Origin of the sequence: Bacteroides sp. MSK.18.37, assembly GCF_019129155.2 — a bacterium.
GTDB lineage: Bacteria > Bacteroidota > Bacteroidia > Bacteroidales > Bacteroidaceae > Bacteroides > Bacteroides ovatus.
This window is the reverse complement of sequence record NZ_JAHOIB020000001.1, coordinates 383,258-406,560: the sequence shown is the minus strand read 5'-3', so window position 1 is coordinate 406,560 and position 23,303 is coordinate 383,258. Positions and strand designations below refer to the sequence as shown.

Sequence of the window (23,303 nt, the reverse complement as noted above, 5' to 3'; positions counted from 1 at the left end):
TTTCGACCGGTTGATGCTGCTAAGGTATAACATGAAATATGGGGTTTGCAAGTATTTAACTAAGAAAATGTTTATTTTCTTCTGAAATGAAAAACAAGCTTTCTTATGCTGATATATCGTTACTTTGTCGTATCTTTAGTGCTCAGGGAAAACGCATTATAAATCATGTAAAATAAGTTCCCATAAGAATTCATTATCCCACCCTGCTATTAATCTTTTTCTATTGATTGGTATCTCTCTTTTGTTGTTTCTTAATGTAGCCAATGCAATTTTCGCCAGTACGGAGAAGTTTAATGCTGATATATTTCTTCTTCTGGTATTATCTTCATGGAAATTGACATCTAGCTGCCAATGTAGATTATTCTCAATTTCCCAGTGTTCTCTACTATTTTTAAGTATCTTCTGCGCATCAGGTTCCAAGGAAGATATAAAACATCTTTTTTCCACTGTAGTGCCTTTGTTTGTATTTCTGGTATTCTCTATATATCCGAAAGACTGTATATTTTTCCACTTCTTTCTAATATCTGCTCCCAGAAAACCAGGATCGTTGCAGCAATAGCAGATTCTCGACTCATTCCTGCCATGTCCTTCTTCATGCGTCTCATATTTGTCAAATCGTGCTGTTGTACCTTTTGATACAATACTTTCTGTTACTGACAGTACTATTTCCTTTAATTTCGGTTGATTATCTTTCACTATAAAAATGTAGTCACCTTCTCCCTTTATGACTTTCTCTGCAATTGTACGCTGGCATCCTAAAGCGTCAATTGTAATAATACAATCTTTTATACACAACATATCTAATAATTCAGGAATGACAACTATCTCATTTTCCTTTTCTTGTGTACATAACTGTCCAAGGGAGATTCCCAGTTCTGTTGCAAATGCACTGATGACATGCAATTTGTACTTTCCCGTATTCGAATCAGGAAGCACTCCTTGTTTACGATGACGCTTGTCCTGTTCGGATTCATAGGCTCCTCGTATGGTTTTACCATCAATGGCTATATGCCCCGAATAACATTTGAGAATGCTTTGGACCCATTGCCTATAAGATTCTTCAAATTTTAAAGGATCTAATGCCGAGAAAAAGCGATTAAATGTATCATGGGAAGGGATACCATTAAAATTGGAAAGCTTGGCTGCAAAAAAAGATTCTTTACTTTTACCAAAGTCTTCTATTGAATTCCAAGTATCAGCGCCACATATAACAGCAGAAATTGCAATAAGAACAATGGTACTGGCCTGATGTTTTTTACAACGGTCTATCCGGTTATCTATCAATATTAATGAATCAGCAAATTCATGTAGGTTGCTGATCTCAATCTTTCTTTTAGTTTCTTGCTTCATTTTAATTGTGATTTATAATCACGTAAATGTACTCAAATAATATTGTAAATGAAAGATAAATATCTTATTAATAAGATGAAAAGACAATATTGGTGTAAGATAAATGTATAAAAGATTAAGGAAAGAGTATAATGCGTTTTCCCTGTTTAGTGCTTGTTTAGGAAAAGCCGACTGGAGTTGTCCGGTTGGCTGACAATAGTTGACTGAACAGCCGATTCCAGTCGTCCGAATAGCCGATTAAAGTTGTCCTATGATGAAGTTACACATTTAAATTGATAAGAAGTAATGGCTATTGTGTTTGATTGGTATGAAAATCCTAATGATTCTTCGGAAGAAGAAGCTGCGTTGCATCCGCGTATCTTTATGAATGGAAAGGTAGATACGGATACTCTTTGTTACAAGATTCATGACTACAGTTCGTTGACTGTGGGCGATGTAAAGAATGTGCTTGATAACTTATCGAAGATTCTCGGTGAGTCGTTGCGTGAGGGAAAAGAAGTACATATCGAGGGGATCGGTTATTTTTATCCCACTTTGGAGGCTACGGGGAAAGTGACTCGCAGCACTCCGCATAAGACTAATAAGGTGGCTTTCAAAACTGTTCGATTTCGCCTTGATAGTAATCTGAAAGGATATTTTGTGGGTGTTCGTGCCAGTCAGTCCAAGTATGTCCGCCATTCGGAGAAGGTGTCAGAGGTGGAGATTGATATGCTGTTGAAAGAATATTTTTCCGAACATCAGATGATGACCCGCCGTGATTTTCAGGAAGTGTGTGGTTTGGCACGTACTACAGCTAAAATGCATTTGGTACGTTTGCGTGGAGAAGGAAAACTGGTGAATATCGGTTTGCGCAATCAGCCGATGTATGTGCCTGCTCCCGGTTATTATGGCGTATCCAGAGATGCGGCACATCCTTCACGGTAATGACTGTGAAGGATGTGAAGAAGCATATTTCTTTGAGTAATCACACGAAACGGTTGATAGCTTGAGACTTGTCCTCATGTAAAGGGAATGAAAGAAAAGAAGCGAACCTTATTTCGCTATGTATTTTTTCATTCCTTCCGTGTAGAAAGTCTTGAACTCTCCATTTTCTCCACTATAAATAAAGTAGGCGTCAATCGTTGTATCCGCTTTGCAGAAAGCTTCCGCTTCTTCCAGTCCCATCACCATGAAGGCGGTGGCAAGGGCATCGGCAGTCATACAGTCTTTGGCGATTACCGTAGAGGACAAGATATTGTGTTGTACCGGATAGCCAGTTCTAGGGTCAATCGTATGGGCGTATTTCTTCCCATCCTTATAATAATAATTACGATAGTTTCCGGAAGTTGCCAAGCCTAAATCTGTTATCTCAAGAATTGTCTGTAAGTCTTGGTTTACAGCCAGTGAATCGTCGACGGGCTTATTGATTCCAATGCGCCACAAGCCTTTGGAAGGATTTTTCCCTTTCACTACCACCTCGCCTCCTATATCTACCATATAGTTTTTTATTCCCTTACGGTCGAGCAGTTGTGCAATTACGTCTACCGAATACCCTTTGGCCACGGCACTACAACTTAACATAGTACGAGGATCCTGTTTGATAACTTTGCCGTTATCCATTTTCACTTTTTCATATCCGGTGATTTGTAACAGACTGTCTATCATTAATGAATTAGGAAAAGCACCTTTTTTGAAACCGAATCCCCAAGCATTGGCAAGAGGGGCTACTGTAATGTCGAAAGCACCCTTTGTCTCGCGGGAAATTTCCATCGAGCGATGGAAGCATTTCTGGAAAAAACTATCAGTCACCAGCTCTTCATTGCGGTTGACGCGGCTGATAACAGAACTGTCGTTGAATGGAGATAGAGATTGGTCGAAGCGTTTCAGTTCAGCTTCTATTTCCGGTTTTAAGTCACCGTCATGCTGATAAGTAATTTTATATACTGTCCCAAACACCAAACCTTTGACACTGTAATAGCCAACTTGTTGATTATGTCTGACTAATATCCAGATAGTTGCCAAAATCAGGAAAGCCAGCCAAAGGAAACTTTTTTTTGTTTTCATACGCTCTTCTATTTGATGAGAAAACTCGTTTTATTGAAGAAATAAATGTTCAATTAATATCTTTAGTCCGATAATGACTAGAATGATACCTCCCCATAACTCAGCTTTCAGTTTCCGGGCGATGCCGCAGCCACATTGGATACCAAAGATCAGACCGATGAGTGACATGACAAATGAAACAAATCCGATAATGCTGATAGGAGGGAGGATTTCGGTATAATCCTGAACTCCCAGAAAGGCAAAGGAAATGCCGATTGCCAATGCATCAATACTTGTGGCTATTGCCATGGTCAATACCACTTTCGGATTTGCCGGATTGAACAGTTTACAACATTCTTCTTCTTTGAAAGATTCTAAAATCATTCGTCCGCCTAAGAAGGCAAGGATTGCGAAAGCAATCCAATGGTCTACACTTTCTATAAGATGACTGAATGTCTTTGCACACATCCATCCGATAAATGGCATGATTGCCTGAAAAAAGCCGAAAGCAAAAGCCATGATTAGCATGGGTTTCCAACGGGTACGTTTCAAAATAATACCGCTTGCAATTGAGACAGCGAAACAATCCATCGCCAGACCTATTGCAAGCAGCCAAATCTCTAGTCCTGTCATTGTATTCTAAAGAGGCAATTTATAAATAAGGGAATAAGTGATTCCCATGTTATTTGATTTAAACTTTCCGTAACCGGGCACGTACCATGGGTCTCCATATTCTCCGGTAGATGCTTTGGTTTTGTATTTCATACGTACCGACCACCCCATGTTGAAGTTTTTGTAAATACGTACTTTGACGCCTAAAACGATTTCCAGCCATTGCACCGATCCTTTCATACCCAGATGGCTGAATGGCACACTTCCTCCCCAATAACCGTCTTCCAAACTGGGGTTACCTATTACATCTCCCCAGATAGGATCATCTGCCGGCATTGTGGAAACATCATATTTAAATGAACTGAATGCATAGCGAAGTCCTGCATACAAGTAGCTATTCTTCTCTTTTTTCTTTGCCATGGTGTTGTAGTCCACACCGATTCGGAAGAATGGGGCCATTTTGCTCTTATAGTGTATGCCTGTTTCGCTCCAGGTATCTGTTCCTCCCATACCAAACTCAATAGTAGGGATGAATTTATTCTTGAGGTTAACGGCTACGCTGACTTCAGAACTCATAAAGTCGCCTCCCAGCAGCTTGCTTCCAATGCCATATAAATCCACACCGACATACGTACCATTGTAGAGCGGAATGGTATCTATCTCGGCAACCTCTTTTTTCTTCTGATCTCTTTTGGGCGTTTGCGCCGGACGTTGCTGTTGTGCCAGCAACGGAAGCCCAATGCAAAAGAGCAGAAGCAGACTAATTAGTCGTTTCATCAGGTGTGCGTTCTGGCCGATAATTATAGAATATCTGCAAGTTCTCGATTTCATTTGTATTGGCTTCTTTATTTTTTATATGAAGAGAATCTATCTGGTCCGGCTGCCCGTTGCCATAGGGAGGAGGGTTACCCGGTCTTCCCGGTTTTCCAAATTTAGCGCTGATTATATTTTGTTTCATCATATAACCACATTCCATGGACTGGAAATAAGGAGTATTTTGTTGTACAATGTATAATGTGTCAACATCTTTTTCTCTACGTTTGGGATCGTATCTGAATATGAACACAGTAGTGTCACTTGTGTATCGTAGTGGCAACATCAGGGTATGCACATTCTTTTCATTGTTCAGAATGATAGAGTCAGTGCCCAATGCTGTGATTGTTAATGAATCAAGCGTGTCTTTTAATGCAATAGTAGGATTATCCGGATTAATGGTATATATTGTGCAGTACATCATCGGACGTCCTGCCAATGAGCAATCGTTCTCATCCGAGCAGGCACTGTGTAAGCTGACTGCACCGCCAATGATAGTCAATATGAGAAAGATACGAATTAAATTCTTCATAGTCAGTTTATTGAATGTGAATCAAATTTTCTTTTCTATCTGATAGTTATTCCGTTCCGGTGCATTGCGCGAGATGAGTTCGCCAAGGAATCCGGCTAAGAATAATTGCGTACCTATAATCATTGCCGTAAGTGACAAATAGAAATAGGGAGAGTCGGTCACCAGTCGGTAGGGGAGACCGTTGTACATGGCATATAGTTTGCTGGCACCTACGATGATGACAGAAATCATTCCGATCAGAAACATCAATGATCCCAACAGTCCGAAGAAATGCATCGGCTTGATGCCGAATCTGGAGAGGAACCAAAGAGAGAGTAAATCCAGATACCCGTTTACGAAACGGTTCAGTCCGAATTTTGTTGTGCCGTATTTACGCGCCTGGTGGTGTACCACCTTTTCACCGATTTTCTTGAATCCGGCGTTCTTTGCCAAATAAGGTATATAACGATGCATCTCACCGTACACTTCGATATGTTTTACGACCTCTTTGCGATAGGCTTTCAATCCGCAGTTGAAGTCGTGCAGGTTTTTGATGCCTGATACTTTGCGGGCAGTAGCATTAAACAACTTGGTGGGCAGTGTCTTTGAAATTGGATCATATCTCTTTTGCTTCCAGCCGGATACCAGGTCGTAGCCATCCTTTGTAATCATCCGGTAAAGTTCGGGGATTTCGTCTGGGCTATCTTGCAGGTCCGCATCCATCGTTATGACTACGTTTCCTTCCGCTTCAGCGAATCCACAGTAGAGTGCAGGTGATTTACCGTAGTTACGGCGGAATTTGATACCTTTTACATGTTCCGATTGAGCTTTAAGCTTTTCGATCACTTCCCATGAATGGTCGGTACTTCCATCGTTAACGAAAATCACTTCGAATGAGAATCCGTTGGCTTGCATTACCCGTTCTATCCAAGCATAGAGTTCGGGTAGTGACTCTTCTTCATTGAATAATGGGATTACAACTGATATATCCATTTTTTTATTACTAATTACTTACGAATTACAAATTACGATTGAGACATTCCGTCATTTTCCGGTTTGGCCTTTTTCATTACCATCAATGCGGTGGGAATGGCCAGGATACTTCCCCAAAATACATCCCATGACAATAGTTGCATGGTGATATTGATGGAAGTAAGTGAACGGGCGGTATCTATCGTTTCTTTTATAACTTCTTTGTTTTCTATCAGAGCCGGGGTGTTGGTCATCAGTTCGTCCCACAACTGGATGTAAGAGTTGATGATAAATCCATGATCGATGAATTGGAAATAGGCGTAGTGGGCCACAGCTACCAGCAGAGAAGCAAACATATACATAAATATGGTAAAGAGCATGGCATGTGAAAATTGGATACTTCCTCCGCAAATCTTATCCCGGTACATTTTCGCATAGTGATATCCGATGAAAGGTACGGATAATGTCAGGATTACAAATAAGAGCGAAAGGAAAGGTATGTGGAATCCCAGCGGAAATAATATGAACTTCAATATCCAGTAGATTCCCATATACGTGCCAAAATGCATGGCATATTTTTGTAAATAGCTTCTGTTCTCTGTCATCTTCATTTATAAATTGCGCACAAAGGTACAAATAATATCGGTTGGTAGGGGAAATCTGGTTGTTAAAGTTAATAAAGCAGAGGAAGTTGCTGTCTGAATATTTTTTTGCAATTTTAATTGCCTGAAATGTAGCCTGTTAGTCTTTTGTTAGTAAAAAAGTTGTCTGCAGCTATTGCAGAATACATAAAAATGTCTACCTTTGCAACCGCAAAACGGGTAAGTCCTATACGGCCAGCTCCCTTCGAATCCTCCAGGGCTTGATCGCAGCAAAGGTAGTTGGTTGTAGCGGCGCGATATAGATAGCTTACCCACCCGCCTCTTTAGCTCAGTTGGCCAGAGCACGTGATTTGTAATCTCGGGGTCGTTGGTTCGAATCCGACAAGAGGCTCAAAAAAGGATATATAACAAATCCAAGAAAAAAGCATTCAGGTATTAGTCTGGATGCTTTTTTTATATATTTGCATATTATCGAAATACACAGTTCTGAAATGACCAGTTCGGAACTGTGTATTTCGGAAACTGATAAAGTGTTGATAATATGAAGCTTGATAAGCTTTCTGTTCTTCTTGAAGCTTTGATGAATTTTGGTTTTTCCCTAATTGTTGTAATATTCCATTTTTAAGAAAAGCAAATATTTATAGTTTCTTTTTGATTCATTATTGTTATTCATTCTTGTATATTATGCTCAGGATAGGATCTGAGTAAAAGCATCACATTGGATAAATGGCGTTGCAATATTCCATGAAGTTGCTTGATGATATTTATATTCCCGGAGAGAAAAACGATGAATTGCAGTTGAGAGGCAATTTCTTGGTTCGTTTGTTTGCGTTCTTTACTTTCGATGTTATTTTGCATTAGATAAATGCCTAATGCTTTCTGAATATCGGCTATTCCCTTGTCCCATTCATGTTCGCCAAGTGTTTGAATGAAAGTACAATATTGCTTGAGCTTTTTGCTTAGCTTTTTTAAACTGTTGTATTCGGTGTCAATGGGAGGATTAATGTGCGCAGAGCGTATTATGTTTGACATCTGCAAATAATACGTTTTCATTCCATTTTCAGAATTGAATGTAGTCAGGATATACTGTTTCGTAGCTTCTGAAACCTCTTCCTGTAAGTCTTTTAATTGACTGTTTTCCATAATCATTAGAATTTAAAAGATGAATAATAGATTGATGGGAGAGGAAGAAGTGCTAATAAAAAAGCGGTTTCGCCTGTCCCATTGTCTAACATACCGACGGCAGGTTTAGAGGTGCATTAACACTCTCTATGGGGGTACGAAACCGCCCATATAAGAGTTCACATACGAACATAAAAATGCTCGCTGCGATAGTAGGCAGGTTTCCCCACCGTCTGTTAATATGTTAGACGTTGCAAATGTAGCCTTATTAATTCAATTCGCAAAATATTGGAGATATTTATTGATGCTTAGTGAAGCTAGTTTTCTTACAATGCAAAAAGATTTAGTGAATGGTTAATATGTAAAAATCCCCGGATAATCTAATTGTCCGGGGATGAATTATTCAAGTAAGAGAATATTGAATTATTTAATTCTCTTGTAACCATATACAGCCAAATCTCCCAGTTCCTCTTCAATGCGGAGTAACTGATTGTATTTAGCCATACGGTCTGAGCGGCTTAAAGAACCTGTCTTGATCTGTCCGCTGTTAGTAGCTACTGCGATATCGGCGATAGTAGCATCTTCTGTTTCACCCGAACGGTGAGAAGTAACAGTAGTGTATCCATGACGGTGAGCCATTTCGATAGCGTTCAGTGTTTCTGTCAGCGAACCGATTTGGTTTACTTTAATCAGGATAGAGTTGGCACAGCCTTTTTCGATACCCATTGCAAGGAAATCTACGTTGGTTACGAACAGGTCGTCACCTACCAACTGGCAACGGTTGCCGATGCGTTCGGTCAGCTTTTTCCAGCCTTCCCAGTCGTTTTCGTTCATACCGTCTTCGATAGAGTCGATAGGGAATTTGTTGATTAGTTCTTCCAGGTAGTCAACTTGTTCTGCGGAAGTACGTTTCTTACCTTTTTCACCTTCAAACTTGGTATAATCGTAAATACCATCGTGGTAGAATTCGGAAGAAGCACAGTCCATACCGATCATAACGTCTTTGCCCGGTTCGTATCCTGCTGCTTTGATAGCGGCCAGAATAGAATTCAAAGCATCTTCCGTACCTTCGAGGTTAGGTGCGAAACCACCTTCATCACCTACAGCAGTGCTAAGGCCACGGTCTTTCAAGACTTTCTTTAAAGCGTGGAATACTTCAGCACCCATGCGCAGACCTTCTCTGAAAGAAGGAGCACCTACGGGACGGATCATAAATTCCTGGAATGCGATCGGAGCATCGCTATGTGAACCACCGTTGATGATGTTCATCATCGGTACAGGCATTACATACGTATTTGTTCCACCGATATAGCGGTATAGAGGAAGATCCAGATAGTTGGCAGCAGCTTTAGCTACGGCAAGAGATACACCGAGAATAGCGTTAGCACCTAAATTCGATTTAGTCTTAGTGCCGTCCAATGCCAGCATTGTGTAGTCGATACCTCTCTGATTGAGTGAAGACATACCAATCAGTTTCGGAGCGATGATTTTATTTACATTATCAACCGCTTTTTGTACTCCTTTTCCACCATAGCGCTGTTTGTCACCATCGCGAAGTTCCAATGCTTCGTGTTCACCTGTGGAAGCACCTGACGGCACAGATGCACGTCCCATAATGCCGGATTCCAATACTACGTCAACTTCTACTGTGGGGTTACCTCTTGAATCGAGAATTTCTCGAGCTACAATTTTTTCAATTTTCATCGTTTCTATTGTTTTTGAATAAGATTTCTGCAAAAGTACGGACTTGACGGGGAGTGAGAAATCACTATAAATAGGTATTCTTTTTGTGCCTATTCCCTATATGTCGTTAGTCCGACCTTATACTATAACAACGGGACGATGCTTTTTGTTTGAGTGCGGCGGGATGAATTTGCAGGATTTTAATCTTCGATAATAACCCCTAACAGTGGAAGCAAATCCATTGCTTGCAGGGAAGTGATGACAGCCCCTTTCAGATCGCTGATGTTAAGCGTGATTCCGCTGATACGGGAAGTGCGCAAATCTATTCCGCGAAGCGGAGCGTGTGAAAAATCGGCTTCTACGAGATCGCAACTCTCAAATGCGACGGATGAAAAACGGCAGTCGTTCAGACTTCCGTTGCGGAGCTGGCTGTGTGCAAAACGTACCTGGTTCATTTTACTCATAGCCAGATTGATATAACCTGCGTTGCAGTCATGCAGCAAGACGTGATTCATTGTTGTTTCCGATAAATTGGTACCCAATAGCTTGCAGGAAATGAATTCTACCCGGTAGAGCGAACTTTCAGCGAAAGAAATGTTGGATAAGTCGCAGTTCTCGAACCTGACATCGGTCAGTTGGGAGGAACGGAATTTACATTCGCTGAATGTCTGATGCTGAAAGGTGCAGTTTTTGAAACTTTTATAAGATTTGTCGATGCCTTCTTCTTTTCCTTTGCAGAATAAAAGATGAGAGACGGTTTCTTCTCTGTCGAGCCATTCCTGTAGGGTAATAGTACTGACTTCCTGTTCTTCCATCATGGGAGGAACAACGCGGACGGGTTTGGTTGGGCTTCTTTTAATCATGGCGTAAAGGTAGGATTTATATTCGAATTATTAAATCTGTTTTCCCACATATCCGCCGGCTAACGTTGCGGCTAATCCTATTCCTATACTTAATAATGTATATAGAACAAATGCTCCGTAAAATTCTCCTTTCAGCAGACCTACGCCGTCACTGGAGAAAGTAGAGAACGTTGTGAAACCTCCACATAAACCCGTTGTCAGAAACAAACGGACCTCGAACGGAAGGTGGAATCGCTCTGAAAGGGCATAGAACAGGCCGATGAGAAAACTGCCGAGAAGATTGACCGTGAAAGTGGCCCATGGAAAATGATAAGGGACGATTCGTTCGTGCATTAACAACTGGATGAAATAACGCAGTGCACTACCGGTTCCTCCACCGATAAAGATATAGATAACTTCTTTACTCATTTGATTGAAAGATTGATATTATTTGTAGGCGGCTTCAAAATCCTTTTCGAATTGCTGGAAGCCTCCGGGATAAACAAGATTGATTTGTTCTGAAACGGTTGACGGATCATTTTTGTTTTGCAGAACGGATATGAACTTTTTGAATATCTCGCGGGGAACGCTCTCTATCCAGAAGGTGACAAGCGCATGCGAAAGGATATAAGAGTATTGCTCGTCCGTCATTTGCTGTTTCATAAATTTGCCCTGGCTGCTATTTAAAAATGTAGGAAGGTTTACTTCTCCCAGCATATACATCGTCCGAACTCTTCCTTGTTCGTATTCGGTAAATGTGTGGCGGACTGCTTTTTTGTGAATGGTGCAATGTTCGAAGTACTCCGACAGTCCTTCGTTAAGCCAGCTTGGAGGACGCTTGCCGAGAATCTGCGAAACGAAATGATGACTCAGTTCGTGATAGATAATGGCAAGACTTCTCTCCCGTCCATTCTCCCGTCCTAAGATGACTGCCTTTTGTAGCTTAGGTGAGTATGCACCACTTGCCTTGATAGGCAGAGACACATTGATACTTTCTAAGTAATCGATTGCTTCTCTTCTATTTTCAAATACATATAGTTGGAGGCTCAGCGTATCGGGCAGTCCGAATTGTGAATAGAAATCAACCTCATGTTGAAGAAACTGTTCTATCTTCTTCCGGTCTTTGTCGGGAAGCGGGTCACCGCCATATTCCACTTTTACGGTTTGGGCATGAAGCAAACCGCAGAAAAAGAAGACCGGGAAGAAAAGTAAAAATATGCGCATGATACATCTATTATTTCAGGTTGTGTAGCTTCATATATTTCTTTTTATCACGTTTACTCATGTCCTGCATGATAAGGTCATGGTCGGTCACAGCCTGATAGATGGTTTTCTCTTCCGGTTTCACATCTCCTTCAGTTGTGCGGAATACAGGAATAAAGTGGGAGTAAGGGTATCCGGATGATAATCTTCCTTTGAACTTATTTTCATCCAGAAAAAAGAAAGAGATGGCAGCACCTGTGGGGCCTGCCTTTCCTATGGCTTGTCCAACTTGTACTTCTTCGCCCGGTTCGATAAAATTCTCGTTCATCACCAGATAGGCTGCAAAAGTCTGATCGGGATGATAGATGAGCAGCTGTTGCGGGTTGGTGGTTTTACAGGCTATTCCGCTGCGGGTGGCGTAGATTGTATCACCTTGTTTGATGTGAAAATTCAAGGTCTTGAATGGTTCACGCGGATCGGTTTTCCAGGCTGTCTTTTGATTGTTCTTTACGGGTAAGGCATAAGGAGTCTGAATATTGAAATCTTTAGGAAATTTGCCCCGGTAGAACGTATAAGAAGAGGCACTTTTAAACGGATTGTCTACCTGTGCGTTCTTTTCTATTTTAAATATAGTGTTTTTTCCGTTACTTAAATTGTAGGAACGGTCGTTGGCACGATACAGATAATAGTCGCAATAGTCTTCATTGTAGTAATTGAGTTCGGTAGCTCCCTGAGCATCTTTTTCCCATTTTGACTCGATGATACCGTATGGATGTTCCAGCAGTTTACGTAAAGACTGCGCGGAAGTGTAGCTGGCGGACAATGTGAAAATCAATAGAGCGATCAATTTAAGGTGCTGTGCCATATTCTAAATAGTAAAGTGTTTATTGATATAGTTGGGATAATACGTTGCAAATATAGAAAGATTATGTAATATGCGTCTTTAATCCTTTTAATTTCTTCACCATAGACACTATATTTTTTCTAGCTTCTGGATTTGTTATCTGCTTTATATTTAAATGTTTATCCCGTTTCAACTTCTATATCCTTCTATATTTTCTTTATAAAGAAAAACACCTCTATTGTTTCCTGTCTATCTTTGCCATACGATTATTAACTAACTCATTTATATCATGAAGAACATGAAAATAGGAACTGCAATATGGGTCTGCCTGTTGCTCTCTTTTTTCTTCGGCACATCAGCAAAGGCCGAAAGTATCACTTCTCCTGACGGACAATTAAAACTTAATTTCTCTGTCAACATGCAAGGAGAACCGGTGTATGAACTCTCTTATAAAGGAAAAGAGGTGATTAAACCTTCGAAACTGGGACTGGAATTGAAAAATGATCCCGGACTGATGAATGGATTCACTCTGGCCGATATTAAAACTTCTGCTTTTGATGAAACATGGGAACCGGTGTGGGGAGAGGTGAAATCGATCCGCAACCATTATAATGAAATGGCTGTTACCCTGAATCAAAAGGCGCAAGATCGTAATCTGATTATTTGTTTTCGTCTTTATAATGATGGCTTGGGGTTCCGCTATGAGTTCCCGCAGCAAAAGAATCTGAATTACTTCGTTATAAAAGAAGAACATTCGCAGTTTGCTATGGCCGGCGATCATACGGCATTCTGGATTCCAGGCGATTATGATACGCAGGAATATGACTATACCGAATCCAAGCTTTCAGAGATTCGCGGATTGTTGCAAGGGGCAATTACTCCAAATGCTTCTCAAACTCCTTTTTCACCAACAGGTGTGCAGACATCTTTGCAAATGAAGACAGCTGACGGGTTGTATATCAATCTGCATGAAGCGGCTTTGGTTGATTATTCTTGTATGCATCTGAACCTTGACGATCAGAATCTGATTTTTGAATCATGGCTGACTCCTGATGCAAAAGGGGATAAAGGTTATATGCAAACGCCTTGCCGTTCGCCCTGGCGCACGGTGATTGTCAGTGATGATGCTCGTGATATTCTGGCTTCCAAATTGACTTTGAACTTGAATGAACCTTGTGCCTATGAAGATGTTTCCTGGATTAAGCCGGTGAAATACATCGGTGTGTGGTGGGAAATGATTACCGGAAAAAGTTCCTGGTCGTACACGGATGATGTTTATTCTGTGAAACTGGGACAGACGGATTATTCCCAAACAAAACCGAGCGGGCGTCATGCAGCCAATAATGACAAAGTGAAGCGTTACATTGACTTTGCTTCAGAGCATGGATTCGACCAGATCTTAGTGGAAGGCTGGAATGAAGGATGGGAAGACTGGTTCGGAAATTCGAAGGATTATGTCTTTGATTTCGTAACTCCGTATCCTGATTTTGACGTGAAGATGCTCAATGCGTATGCAAAGGAAAAAGGAGTGAAGCTGATGATGCATCACGAGACTTCCGCTTCTGTACGTAACTACGAGCGTCATCTTGATAAAGCCTATCAGTTTATGATAGATAACGGATACAATGCTGTGAAGAGCGGGTATGTAGGTAATATTATTCCGCGTGGAGAACATCATTACGGACAGTGGATGAACAATCATTATTTATATGCGGTGGAAAAAGCGGCCGAATATAAGATCTGTGTAAATGCTCACGAAGCAACCCGTCCGACAGGATTATGTCGCACATATCCGAATCTGATCGGTAATGAATCGGCTCGTGGCACGGAATATGAAGCCTTTGCAGGGAATAAGCCGTTCCATACCACCTTGCTTCCTTTCACCCGTCAGATTGGTGGACCGATGGATTATACACCGGGTATCTTTGATACAAAACTTTCTTTCCTGTCAGGCGACCACAGTTTTGTACGTACAACTTTGGCAAAACAGTTGGCACTTTATGTAACGATGTACAGTCCTTTGCAAATGGCAGCCGACCTTCCGGAGAGTTACGAACGTCACATGGATGCATTTCAATTTATCAAGGATGTAGCCGTTGATTGGGATGACAGCAAGTATCTGGAAGCGGAACCGGGAGATTATATTACCGTAGCACGTAAGGCAAAAGGTACTGATAACTGGTTTGTAGGTGGTATCACCGATGAGAATCCCCGTACTTCTGCTTTTACACTTGATTTTCTCGAACCGGGAAAACAATATGTAGCCACTCTTTATGCTGACGGAAAGGAGGCGGATTTTGAAAAGAATCCTACTTCTTACCAGATAAAAAAAGGACTTGTAACAAACAAGAATAAGATGTCTGTGAAGCTGGCACGTAGCGGAGGATTTGCAGTAAGTTTGATTGAAGCAACTCCCGCTGACTTGAAAACGATCAAGAAATGGAAATAAGATTCCGGTAAAAAGATTGTTTCCGGATTCCCCGCTTTTTAATAAATATTAGTTGTGCTTCGCAAAGAAAACTAAAACTTTGCGGAGCGCTTTTTTTATAGGACGAATTCTTTTTTGTACTTTTGCGCCATCTTTTTTAAAACATCATCAATAAAGAGAACAACATGGGAGGTTTTTTCGGAACAGTCTCGAAAACTAGCTGCGTGACTGATTTATTCTACGGCACAGATTATAACTCACATCTGGGTACCAAGCGAGGAGGACTCGCAACATATAGTGAGGAAAAAGGTTTTATACGCTCCATTCACAATTTGGAAAGTACTTATTTCCGAACCAAGTTTGAAGGAGAACTGGACAAATTCAAAGGAAACGCCGGCATCGGCATCATTAGCGACACAGACGCACAACCTATCATCATCAATTCTCATCTCGGGCGCTTCGCCATTGTCACAGTCGCTAAAATAGCCAATATCCAAGAATTGGAAAAGGAGCTTCTCAGTCAAAACATGCACTTCGCCGAACTTAGTTCGAGCAACACCAACCAGACGGAACTTATCGCATTACTTATTATACAAGGCAGAACTTTTGTGGAAGGTATCGAAAATGTGTTTAAGCACATTAAGGGTTCTTGTTCGATGTTGCTTCTGACGGAAGACGGAAGTGTCATCGCGGCTCGTGACCGATGGGGACGTACTCCGGTGGTGATTGGAAAGAAAGACGGTGCTTATGCTGCAACGAGCGAGTCGTCCAGTTTCCCGAATCTGGATTATGAGATTGAGAAATATTTAGGTCCCGGTGAGATTGTCCGTATGTATGACGATCATGTTGACCAGCTTCGCAAGCCCAACGAGGATATGCAGATTTGCTCGTTTTTGTGGGTGTACTACGGTTTCCCGACTTCTTGTTATGAAGGAAAGAATGTAGAGGAAGTGCGTTTCACCTGCGGATTGAAAATGGGACAGACGGATGAATCGGAAGTGGATTGTGCTTGCGGTATTCCTGATTCGGGAGTGGGTATGGCTTTAGGATATGCCGAAGGGAAGGGAGTTCCTTACCATCGTGCTATTTCAAAATATACACCGACATGGCCTCGTAGCTTCACTCCGAGCAATCAGGAGATGCGTTCGCTTGTTGCTAAGATGAAGTTGATTCCCAACCGTGCCATGCTGCAAAATAAACGTTTGTTGTTCTGTGACGATTCAATCGTGCGGGGAACTCAATTACGTGACAATGTGAAGATTCTGTATGATTACGGAGCAAAGGAGGTGCACATGCGTATCGCTTGTCCGCCATTGATTTATGCTTGTCCGTTTGTTGGTTTTTCGGCTTCTAAAAATGCATTGGAGTTGATTACCCGTCGTATTATCAAGGAACTGGAAGGGGATGAGAATAAGAACCTGGAGAAATATGCTACTACCGGTTCTCTGGAATACGATAAGATGGTTAGTATTATTGCAGAGCGTTTCGGTCTCAGTTCATTGAAGTTTAATACACTGGAAACGCTGATTGAGGCTATCGGATTACCTAAATGCAAGGTTTGTACACATTGCTTTGATGGTAGCAGCCATTTTTAAAGTAGTCAAATAGGATATTTAAGTATCCGGATAAAAGTATACAATAAAAAGAGCCGTGAATTGCTTTGTAATTCACGGCTCTTTTTTTACCTTTACGGCACTATAAACTATCAATTTGTAAATTGTATTTAGTAACTTGTAATTAAAACAATATGACTTTAGTAGACAGATTTTTAAAGTATGTAAGCTTCGATACACAATCTGATGAATCGACAGGGCTTACTCCAAGTACTCCGAAGCAGATGATTTTTGCTGAATACTTGAAAAAAGAGTTGGAATCTTTGGGATTGGAAGATATTACTTTGGATGAGCATGGCTATCTTTTTGCTACACTTCCTGCCAATATAAATAAAGAAGTACCCACTATCGGGTTTATTGCCCACATGGATACAAGTCCTGATATGACGGGTAAAGATGTCACTCCGCGCATTGTGGAAAAGTATGACGGTTCGGATATTGTGCTTTGTGCTGAAGAGAATGTAGTCCTTTCTCCATCACAATTCCCGGAATTGCTGGATCATAAGGGAGAAGACTTGATTGTGACCAATGGAAAGACGTTGCTTGGTGCTGACGATAAAGCCGGGATTGCGGAAATTGTATCTGCAATGGTGTATCTGAAGGAACATCCGGAAATCAAGCACGGAAAAATCCGTATCGGCTTCAATCCGGACGAAGAAATTGGTGAAGGTGCTCATAAATTTGATGTAGAGAAATTCGGTTGCGAATGGGGATATACGATGGATGGAGGTGAAGTAGGGGAGTTGGAGTTTGAGAACTTTAATGCTGCTGCCGCAAAAATAACCTTTAAAGGACGTAATGTGCATCCGGGATATGCCAAGGATAAGATGATTAACTCTATCTATCTTGCCAATCAGTTTATTACGATGCTTCCCTCACAGGAAAGACCGGAACATACGACCGGCTATGAAGGATTCTATCATTTGATCGGTATTCAGGGGGATGTGGAGCAAAGCACTGTGTCTTATATCATCCGCGATCATGACCGTGCAAAATTTGAGAACCGTAAAAAAGAGATAGAACGTCTGGTAGCTCAAATGAACGCTGAATATGGAGCTGGTACTGCGACACTCGAACTGCGCGATCAGTATTATAATATGCGTGAGAAAATAGAACCGGTAATGCACATCATCGATACTGCTTTTGCAGCTATGGAAGCCGTGGGTGTGAAACCGAATGTAAAACCGATTCGTGGAGGTACGGATGGTGCGCAGCTTTCTTTTAAGGGATTGCCTTGTCCGAATATCTTTGCCGGTGGTCTGAATTTCCACGGTCGTTACGAATTTGTGCCTATCCAGAATATGGAGAAAGCAATGAAAGTGATCGTAAAAATAGCAGAACTGGTGGCTTCCAAATAAAAAGACGGTAAGCTCCGGTAATACTTAATACCTGATACTTAAAACTTAATACTTTAAAATAATGAAAACCACTCCGTTTACAGAGAAACATATAGCACTTGGTGCTAAAATGCACGAGTTTGCAGGTTATAATATGCCTATTGAATACTCCGGCATCATTGATGAACACATAACTGTTTGTCAAGGTGTCGGTGTATTTGATGTATCGCACATGGGAGAATTTTGGGTGAAAGGACCGCAAGCGTTGGCCTTTCTGCAGAAAATAACATCTAACAATGTGGCGGCACTGGCTCCGGGTAAAATACAATATACTTGTTTTCCGAATGAGGATGGGGGGATTGTAGATGATTTGCTGGTTTATCAGTATGAACCGGAAAAATACATGTTGGTGGTGAATGCTTCCAATATGGAAAAAGACTGGAACTGGTGTGTTTCTCACAATACGGAGGGAGCCGAGTTGGAAAATTCGTCGGATAACATAGCTCAACTTGCTATACAGGGTCCGAAGGCTATTTCGGTTCTGCAAAAGTTGACGGATATTGATCTTGCTACTATTCCTTATTATACATTTAAGGTTGGAACGTTTGCAAGTGAAGAGAATGTGATTATCTCCAATACGGGTTATACCGGTGCGGGAGGTTTTGAGCTTTATTTCTATCCGTCTGCGGCTGATTCTATATGGAAGGCTATTTTTGAAGCTGGTGAAGAGTATGGCATTAAACCTATCGGTTTGGGTGCCCGTGATACGCTCCGGTTGGAAATGGGCTTCTGTCTGTATGGCAATGATCTGGATGATACGACTTCTCCGATAGAAGCCGGATTGGGATGGATCACTAAGTTTGTGGAGGGCAAGGATTTTGTCAACCGTCCGATGCTGGAAAAACAGAAAGCGGAAGGTGTTACCCGTAAACTGGTTGGCTTTGAAATGGTTGATCGCGGAATTCCCCGTCATGGCTATGAACTGGTGAATGATGAAGGCGAGAAAGTGGGAGTGGTGACCTCCGGTACGATGTCGCCTACCCGTAAGATTGGTATCGGTATGGGATATGTGAAACCGGAATATAGTAAGGTGGGTACGGAAATCTGTATCGATATGCGTGGTCGGAAATTGAAAGCTGTGGTAGTGAAACCGCCTTTTAGAAAGTAAAAAATAAGCTTGTTATTGTGTATAGCCCCGGATCAGTTACGACTCTATCCGGGGCTAACTTATTTTATGATGGTTATTGCAAAACATATCCGTAAATATGTTGTTTATCCCATAGAAATAATATAATTTTGTCATCAAATACGATAAAATAATGTCTCAATTACCTACTCTTATAGCTGACCTCGCACTTATATTGATTTGTGCCGGTGTTATGACTTTGTTGTTTAAGAAGTTGAAACAACCTCTGGTCTTGGGATATGTAGTTGCCGGATTTCTGGCAAGTCCGCATATGCCGTATACTCCTTCAGTGATGGATACTGCCAATATTAAGACTTGGGCGGATATTGGTGTTATTTTCTTGCTGTTTGCTCTTGGTTTGGAATTTAGTTTTAAGAAGATTGTCAAGGTGGGTGGTTCTGCCATCATTGCTGCCTGTACCATCATCTTTTGTATGATTTTGTTGGGAATAGGAGTCGGCATGGGTTTTGGTTGGCACAGGATGGACAGTCTGTTCTTGGGCGGTATGATTGCGATGTCGTCTACTACTATTATTTATAAAGCTTTTGATGATTTAGGATTAAGGAAGAAGCAGTTCACCGGACTTGTGTTGAGTATCTTGATTTTGGAAGATATTTTGGCTATTGTATTAATGGTGATGCTTTCCACTATGGCGGTAAGCCAACATTTTGAAGGTACCGAGATGTTGGAGAGTATCGGGAAATTATTGTTTTTCCTTATTCTGTGGTTTGTTGTCGGTATCTATCTGATTCCTGAATTCTTGAAACGCTGCCGGAAATTGATGGGAGAGGAGACTCTGCTTATTGTGTCGTTGGCACTTTGTTTCGGTATGGTAGTGATGGCGGCTCATACAGGATTTTCTGCTGCATTTGGTGCATTTATAATGGGATCTATTCTGGCGGAAACAATTGAGGCGGAATCTATAGACCGACTGGTGAAACCGGTAAAGGATCTTTTTGGAGCTATCTTTTTCGTATCGGTCGGTATGATGGTGGATCCTGCAATGATTGTAGAATATGCTCTACCTATTATAGTTATTACTTTGGCTGTTATCTTGGGACAGGCCGTTTTTGGTACATTCGGTGTTATTCTCTCCGGAAAGCCTTTAAAGACGGCTATGCAATGCGGCTTTAGTTTAACGCAGATCGGCGAATTTGCGTTTATTATTGCTTCTTTGGGAGTCTCTTTGCATGTAACGAGTGATTTTCTGTATCCGATAGTGGTAGCGGTTTCTGTGATTACTACTTTCCTGACTCCTTATATGATTCGTTTTGCCGAGCCGGCTTCTACTTTTGTGGATGCTCATCTTCCGGAATCATGGAAAAAAATAATGATGCGTTATTCTTCCGGTTCGCAAACAGCTCTGAATCACGAGAATTTGTGGAAGAAGCTAATCTTGTCAATGGTACGTATAACAGTTGTTTATTCAATTGTCAGTATGTCGATTATTGCACTTTCTTTTCGTTTTGTTGTGCCATTCTTTAAAGAGAATCTGCCTCATTTCTGGGCATCGTTGTTGGGAGCGGTATTTATGATTCTGTGTATTGCTCCTTTCTTGCGTGCCATTATGGTGAAGAAAAATCATTCGGTTGAGTTTATGACCTTATGGCATGATAGCCGTGCCAACCGCGCGCCGCTGGTATCGACAATCGTGATTCGTATTATGATAGCGGCACTTTTTGTCATCTTTGTTATTTCCGGATTATTTAAGGCGTCTATCGGATTGATTATTGGAGTGGCTGTACTTATTGTATTGTTGATGGTATGGTCTCGCCGTTTGAAAAAGCAATCGATATTGATTGAACGTCGTTTCTTCCAGAATCTCCGTTCCAGAGATGTACGTGCAGAGTATCTGGGAGAGAAAAAGCCGGAGTATGCCGGTCGTTTGTTGTCGCATGATTTGCATCTTGCCGATATGGAAATTCCGGGTGAATCCAGTTGGGCGGGAAAGACATTGATGGAGCTGAACTTGGGGAAGAAGTTTGGAGTTCATGTTGCTTCTATTCTTCGTGGAAAGAGGAGGATTAATATCCCCGGTGGTTCTGTTCGTCTGTTTCCAATGGATAAGATACAGGTGATAGGGACGGATGAACAATTAAGTGTGTTTAATGAGGCGATGCAAAACGGAGCGAAGATAGACTGGGAGGTTTATGAAAAGAGCGAGATGGCTTTGAAGCAGTTTATCATTGACAGTGATTCTGTTTTTCTGGGTAAAACGATTCGTGAATCGGGTATCCGCGACAAATATCATTGTATGATAGCCGGTGTTGAAAGTGAAGACGGTACACTGATGGTTCCTGATGTAAATGCTCCGCTCGAAGAAGGCGATGTTGTTTGGGTGGTAGGCGAAAAAGAGGATGTGTACCAATTAGTCGATCAAAAAAACGAAAAAGTACAAGCCGGATAAGAATGGAATACTTATTTTTGCAACGATAAAAACTTAAAATAATAATATCATGAAGAGTGATCCGAAAGAATGTCTGTATTGCCAGAACAATGAAACGCTGCATAATCTGATGATTGAGATTGCGCAATTGAGTGTGTCACGTGTGTTTTTGTTTAAGGAACAAACCTACCGTGGACGTTGTCTTGTTTCTTATAAAGACCATGTGAACGATTTGAATGAATTGAGTGATGAAGACCGTAATGCTTTTATGGCAGATGTAGCGCGTGTCACTCGTGCCATGCAAAAAGCTTTCCAGCCGGAAAAGATTAATTATGGTGCTTACTCGGATAAATTGTCTCATTTGCATTTTCATTTAGCACCTAAATATGTGGATGGACCTGATTATGGAGGTATATTCCAAATGAACCCGGGAAAGGTTTATCTGACTGACGCAGAATATCAGGAACTGATTGATGCTGTTAAAGCGAATCTGTAAAAAGAAAGGGCGAACTGCAACTCTATAAGTGGTAAGCTATACAAATCGTAAACAATGAACGGTGAGCAAGCCTGTGGATATAACGCAGTCTGTTCACCGTTCATTGTTTACGATTCATCGTTTTTCTATTTATCCTATTCTTCAAAATCGAAATCAAAGTCAAAATCATCCATAAACTCTGGAGTTGTAAATTCTTCCAGTTCCCGGCGATCTTTCTTGGTCGGGCGTCCGGTTCCACGTGCCCGGTCTACGAATCCGCTGATTTTGCTCATTTCAAGTAATTCATATTGATCGGGAGTCGTTACATTTTCCATCATTTCCGATACCAGTTTGGCTCCTACACGTTTCTCAATCGGTTGTAATACTTTGAATGAGTATGTGATAGGTGGTTTCTTCACTTGAATAACATCACCCGGTTTTATCATACGGGCAGCTTTGACCAGCGAACCGTTGATGGTAATACGTCCTTTTTTGCAGGCTTCTGCTGCAATCGTACGTGTCTTGAAGATGCGGACAGCCCACATCCATTTATCTATTCTTGCTTCAGCCATTTTAGTTAGTTATTTAGTGATAAATAATTAGTCGGTTAGTGGACGTTATCATTGATCGCTAACCGTTCATTGCTATCTTTATTTTTTATAGAACAGGTTCATCATTTCTTGTTGAACTGGTTCATTGTGATGTCGATACCGGCAAGACAGAAACTTTTGATAATTTCCCCTGCCATCTCCAGTCTTTCATCCATTGTCTTCCAGTCTTCATCAGTGAAGTGACCGAGTACGTAATCGATTTGTCCGCCACGTGGAAAATCACTCCCGATTCCAAAACGCAGACGGGCATAGTTTTGAGTGCCCAGAATGGCGGCAATATGCTTCAATCCGTTATGGCCTGCATCACTTCCTTTTCCTTTTAGGCGTAACGTTCCGAAAGGAAGAGCCAGATCATCTACTACGATCAGCACATTTTCCAATGGAATATTTTCTTTCTGCATCCAATAGCGAACGGCCAATCCACTCAGGTTCATAAAAGTCGATGGCTTGAGCAGGATCAACTGACGTCCTTTGATGGAAAAGCTGGTGGTGAATCCATAGCGTCCATCCATAAAAGGAGGAGCATTGTTAATTCTGGCCAATGCTTCTACTGTCATGAATCCGATATTATGTCGGGTTTCATGATACTCGGGACCAATGTTTCCCAGTCCGACAACTAAATATTTTATCATCGTTTTTCCGTAAAACAGTTCATTAATATAGAAAGAGAAACGCAGATTAATACAAATTA

At 41.3% G+C, this 23,303-nt stretch carries 22 protein-coding genes and 1 tRNA gene; 8 read left to right on the top strand and 15 right to left on the bottom strand.

The window, feature by feature from the left end; all coding sequences use genetic code 11:
- Positions 1–156: 156 nt before the first annotated feature.
- Positions 157–1,350, bottom strand: coding sequence for an ISAs1-like element ISBaov2 family transposase (locus KSX81_RS01650; protein WP_004320305.1), 1,194 nt, complete (start codon positions 1,348–1,350; stop codon positions 157–159).
- 285 nt (positions 1,351–1,635) lie between these two features.
- Between KSX81_RS01650 and KSX81_RS01645 the strand changes: the two genes are divergently transcribed.
- Positions 1,636–2,274, top strand: coding sequence for an HU family DNA-binding protein (locus KSX81_RS01645; RefSeq protein WP_004302036.1), 639 nt, complete (start codon positions 1,636–1,638; stop codon positions 2,272–2,274).
- A gap of 108 nt (positions 2,275–2,382) precedes the next feature.
- Here the strand turns inward: KSX81_RS01645 and KSX81_RS01640 are convergent, their stop codons facing one another.
- From KSX81_RS01640 to KSX81_RS01615, 6 genes are read right to left on the bottom strand one after another with little or no spacing between them, the layout of a single operon-like run.
- Positions 2,383–3,393, bottom strand: a complete 1,011-nt coding sequence (locus tag KSX81_RS01640; RefSeq protein WP_004302037.1) for an FAD:protein FMN transferase — start codon at positions 3,391–3,393, stop codon at positions 2,383–2,385.
- Positions 3,394–3,423: 30 nt separating this feature from the next.
- On the bottom strand, positions 3,424–4,005 hold the full coding sequence (locus tag KSX81_RS01635) for a manganese efflux pump MntP family protein (protein ID WP_004302038.1): 582 nt from the start codon (positions 4,003–4,005) through the stop codon (positions 3,424–3,426).
- Between the two features lie 6 nt (positions 4,006–4,011).
- Positions 4,012–4,761, bottom strand: a complete 750-nt coding sequence (locus KSX81_RS01630; RefSeq protein ID WP_004302039.1) for a DUF6048 family protein — start codon at positions 4,759–4,761, stop codon at positions 4,012–4,014.
- The gene (locus KSX81_RS01625; RefSeq protein ID WP_004302040.1) at positions 4,745–5,329 is read right to left on the bottom strand and encodes a DUF6452 family protein; all 585 of its coding nucleotides are present in this window, start codon (positions 5,327–5,329) and stop codon (positions 4,745–4,747) included. Before KSX81_RS01625 ends, KSX81_RS01630 begins: the two co-directional genes overlap by 17 nt.
- Before the next feature lie 21 nt (positions 5,330–5,350).
- Positions 5,351–6,301, bottom strand: coding sequence for a glycosyltransferase family 2 protein (locus tag KSX81_RS01620; protein WP_004302041.1), 951 nt, complete (start codon positions 6,299–6,301; stop codon positions 5,351–5,353).
- A gap of 32 nt (positions 6,302–6,333) precedes the next feature.
- Entirely contained in the window at positions 6,334–6,891 is a 558-nt protein-coding gene (locus tag KSX81_RS01615) for a DUF4199 domain-containing protein (RefSeq protein WP_004302042.1), read from the bottom strand.
- A gap of 308 nt (positions 6,892–7,199) precedes the next feature.
- Between KSX81_RS01615 and KSX81_RS01610 the strand changes: the two genes are divergently transcribed.
- A tRNA-Thr gene (locus KSX81_RS01610) sits at positions 7,200–7,273 on the top strand.
- Between the two features lie 278 nt (positions 7,274–7,551).
- Here KSX81_RS01610 and KSX81_RS01605 read toward each other — a convergent pair.
- The 6 genes from KSX81_RS01605 to KSX81_RS01580 form a co-directional block, all read right to left on the bottom strand.
- Entirely contained in the window at positions 7,552–8,025 is a 474-nt protein-coding gene (locus KSX81_RS01605; protein ID WP_004309775.1) for a hypothetical protein, read from the bottom strand.
- Between the two features lie 402 nt (positions 8,026–8,427).
- Positions 8,428–9,708: a phosphopyruvate hydratase gene (eno, locus tag KSX81_RS01600; protein ID WP_004302046.1), complete on the bottom strand. Its 1,281-nt coding sequence runs from the start codon at positions 9,706–9,708 to the stop codon at positions 8,428–8,430.
- 179 nt (positions 9,709–9,887) lie between these two features.
- On the bottom strand, positions 9,888–10,550 hold the full coding sequence (locus KSX81_RS01595) for a pentapeptide repeat-containing protein (protein ID WP_004305617.1): 663 nt from the start codon (positions 10,548–10,550) through the stop codon (positions 9,888–9,890).
- A 30-nt stretch (positions 10,551–10,580) separates the two neighbouring features.
- Positions 10,581–10,958, bottom strand: coding sequence for a fluoride efflux transporter CrcB (gene crcB, locus KSX81_RS01590; protein WP_004309778.1), 378 nt, complete (start codon positions 10,956–10,958; stop codon positions 10,581–10,583).
- A gap of 18 nt (positions 10,959–10,976) precedes the next feature.
- Positions 10,977–11,753 (bottom strand): hypothetical protein, encoded by a 777-nt coding sequence (locus KSX81_RS01585; protein ID WP_004302049.1) that lies wholly within the window; start codon positions 11,751–11,753, stop codon positions 10,977–10,979.
- A gap of 10 nt (positions 11,754–11,763) precedes the next feature.
- Positions 11,764–12,597: a M23 family metallopeptidase gene (locus tag KSX81_RS01580; RefSeq protein WP_217726004.1), complete on the bottom strand. Its 834-nt coding sequence runs from the start codon at positions 12,595–12,597 to the stop codon at positions 11,764–11,766.
- Between the two features lie 268 nt (positions 12,598–12,865).
- Between KSX81_RS01580 and KSX81_RS01575 the strand changes: the two genes are divergently transcribed.
- The 6 genes from KSX81_RS01575 (at position 12,866) to KSX81_RS01550 (ending at position 22,022) form a co-directional block, all read left to right on the top strand.
- Entirely contained in the window at positions 12,866–15,025 is a 2,160-nt protein-coding gene (locus KSX81_RS01575) for a glycoside hydrolase family 97 protein (RefSeq protein WP_004325317.1), read from the top strand.
- A gap of 164 nt (positions 15,026–15,189) precedes the next feature.
- On the top strand, positions 15,190–16,599 hold the full coding sequence (locus KSX81_RS01570; RefSeq protein WP_217726005.1) for an amidophosphoribosyltransferase: 1,410 nt from the start codon (positions 15,190–15,192) through the stop codon (positions 16,597–16,599).
- Between the two features lie 152 nt (positions 16,600–16,751).
- Positions 16,752–17,975 (top strand): peptidase T, encoded by a 1,224-nt coding sequence (gene pepT, locus KSX81_RS01565; RefSeq protein WP_004302053.1) that lies wholly within the window; start codon positions 16,752–16,754, stop codon positions 17,973–17,975.
- Positions 17,976–18,036: 61 nt separating this feature from the next.
- A complete protein-coding gene (gcvT, locus tag KSX81_RS01560; protein ID WP_004302054.1) occupies positions 18,037–19,122 on the top strand; it encodes a glycine cleavage system aminomethyltransferase GcvT in 1,086 nt (361 codons plus the stop codon).
- 151 nt (positions 19,123–19,273) lie between these two features.
- The gene (locus KSX81_RS01555) at positions 19,274–21,547 is read left to right on the top strand and encodes a cation:proton antiporter (RefSeq protein ID WP_217726006.1); all 2,274 of its coding nucleotides are present in this window, start codon (positions 19,274–19,276) and stop codon (positions 21,545–21,547) included.
- Positions 21,548–21,596: 49 nt separating this feature from the next.
- Positions 21,597–22,022 carry an HIT family protein gene (locus tag KSX81_RS01550; RefSeq protein WP_004302057.1) on the top strand — a complete coding sequence of 142 codons (426 nt, stop codon included), beginning with the start codon at positions 21,597–21,599 and terminating at the stop codon, positions 22,020–22,022.
- 134 nt (positions 22,023–22,156) lie between these two features.
- Here the strand turns inward: KSX81_RS01550 and KSX81_RS01545 are convergent, their stop codons facing one another.
- Together KSX81_RS01545 and pth are read right to left on the bottom strand one after the other, a co-directional pair.
- A complete protein-coding gene (locus KSX81_RS01545; RefSeq protein ID WP_004302058.1) occupies positions 22,157–22,573 on the bottom strand; it encodes an RNA-binding S4 domain-containing protein in 417 nt (138 codons plus the stop codon).
- A 101-nt stretch (positions 22,574–22,674) separates the two neighbouring features.
- Positions 22,675–23,241: an aminoacyl-tRNA hydrolase gene (gene pth, locus KSX81_RS01540; RefSeq protein ID WP_032849357.1), complete on the bottom strand. Its 567-nt coding sequence runs from the start codon at positions 23,239–23,241 to the stop codon at positions 22,675–22,677.
- Positions 23,242–23,303: the final 62 nt, after the last annotated feature.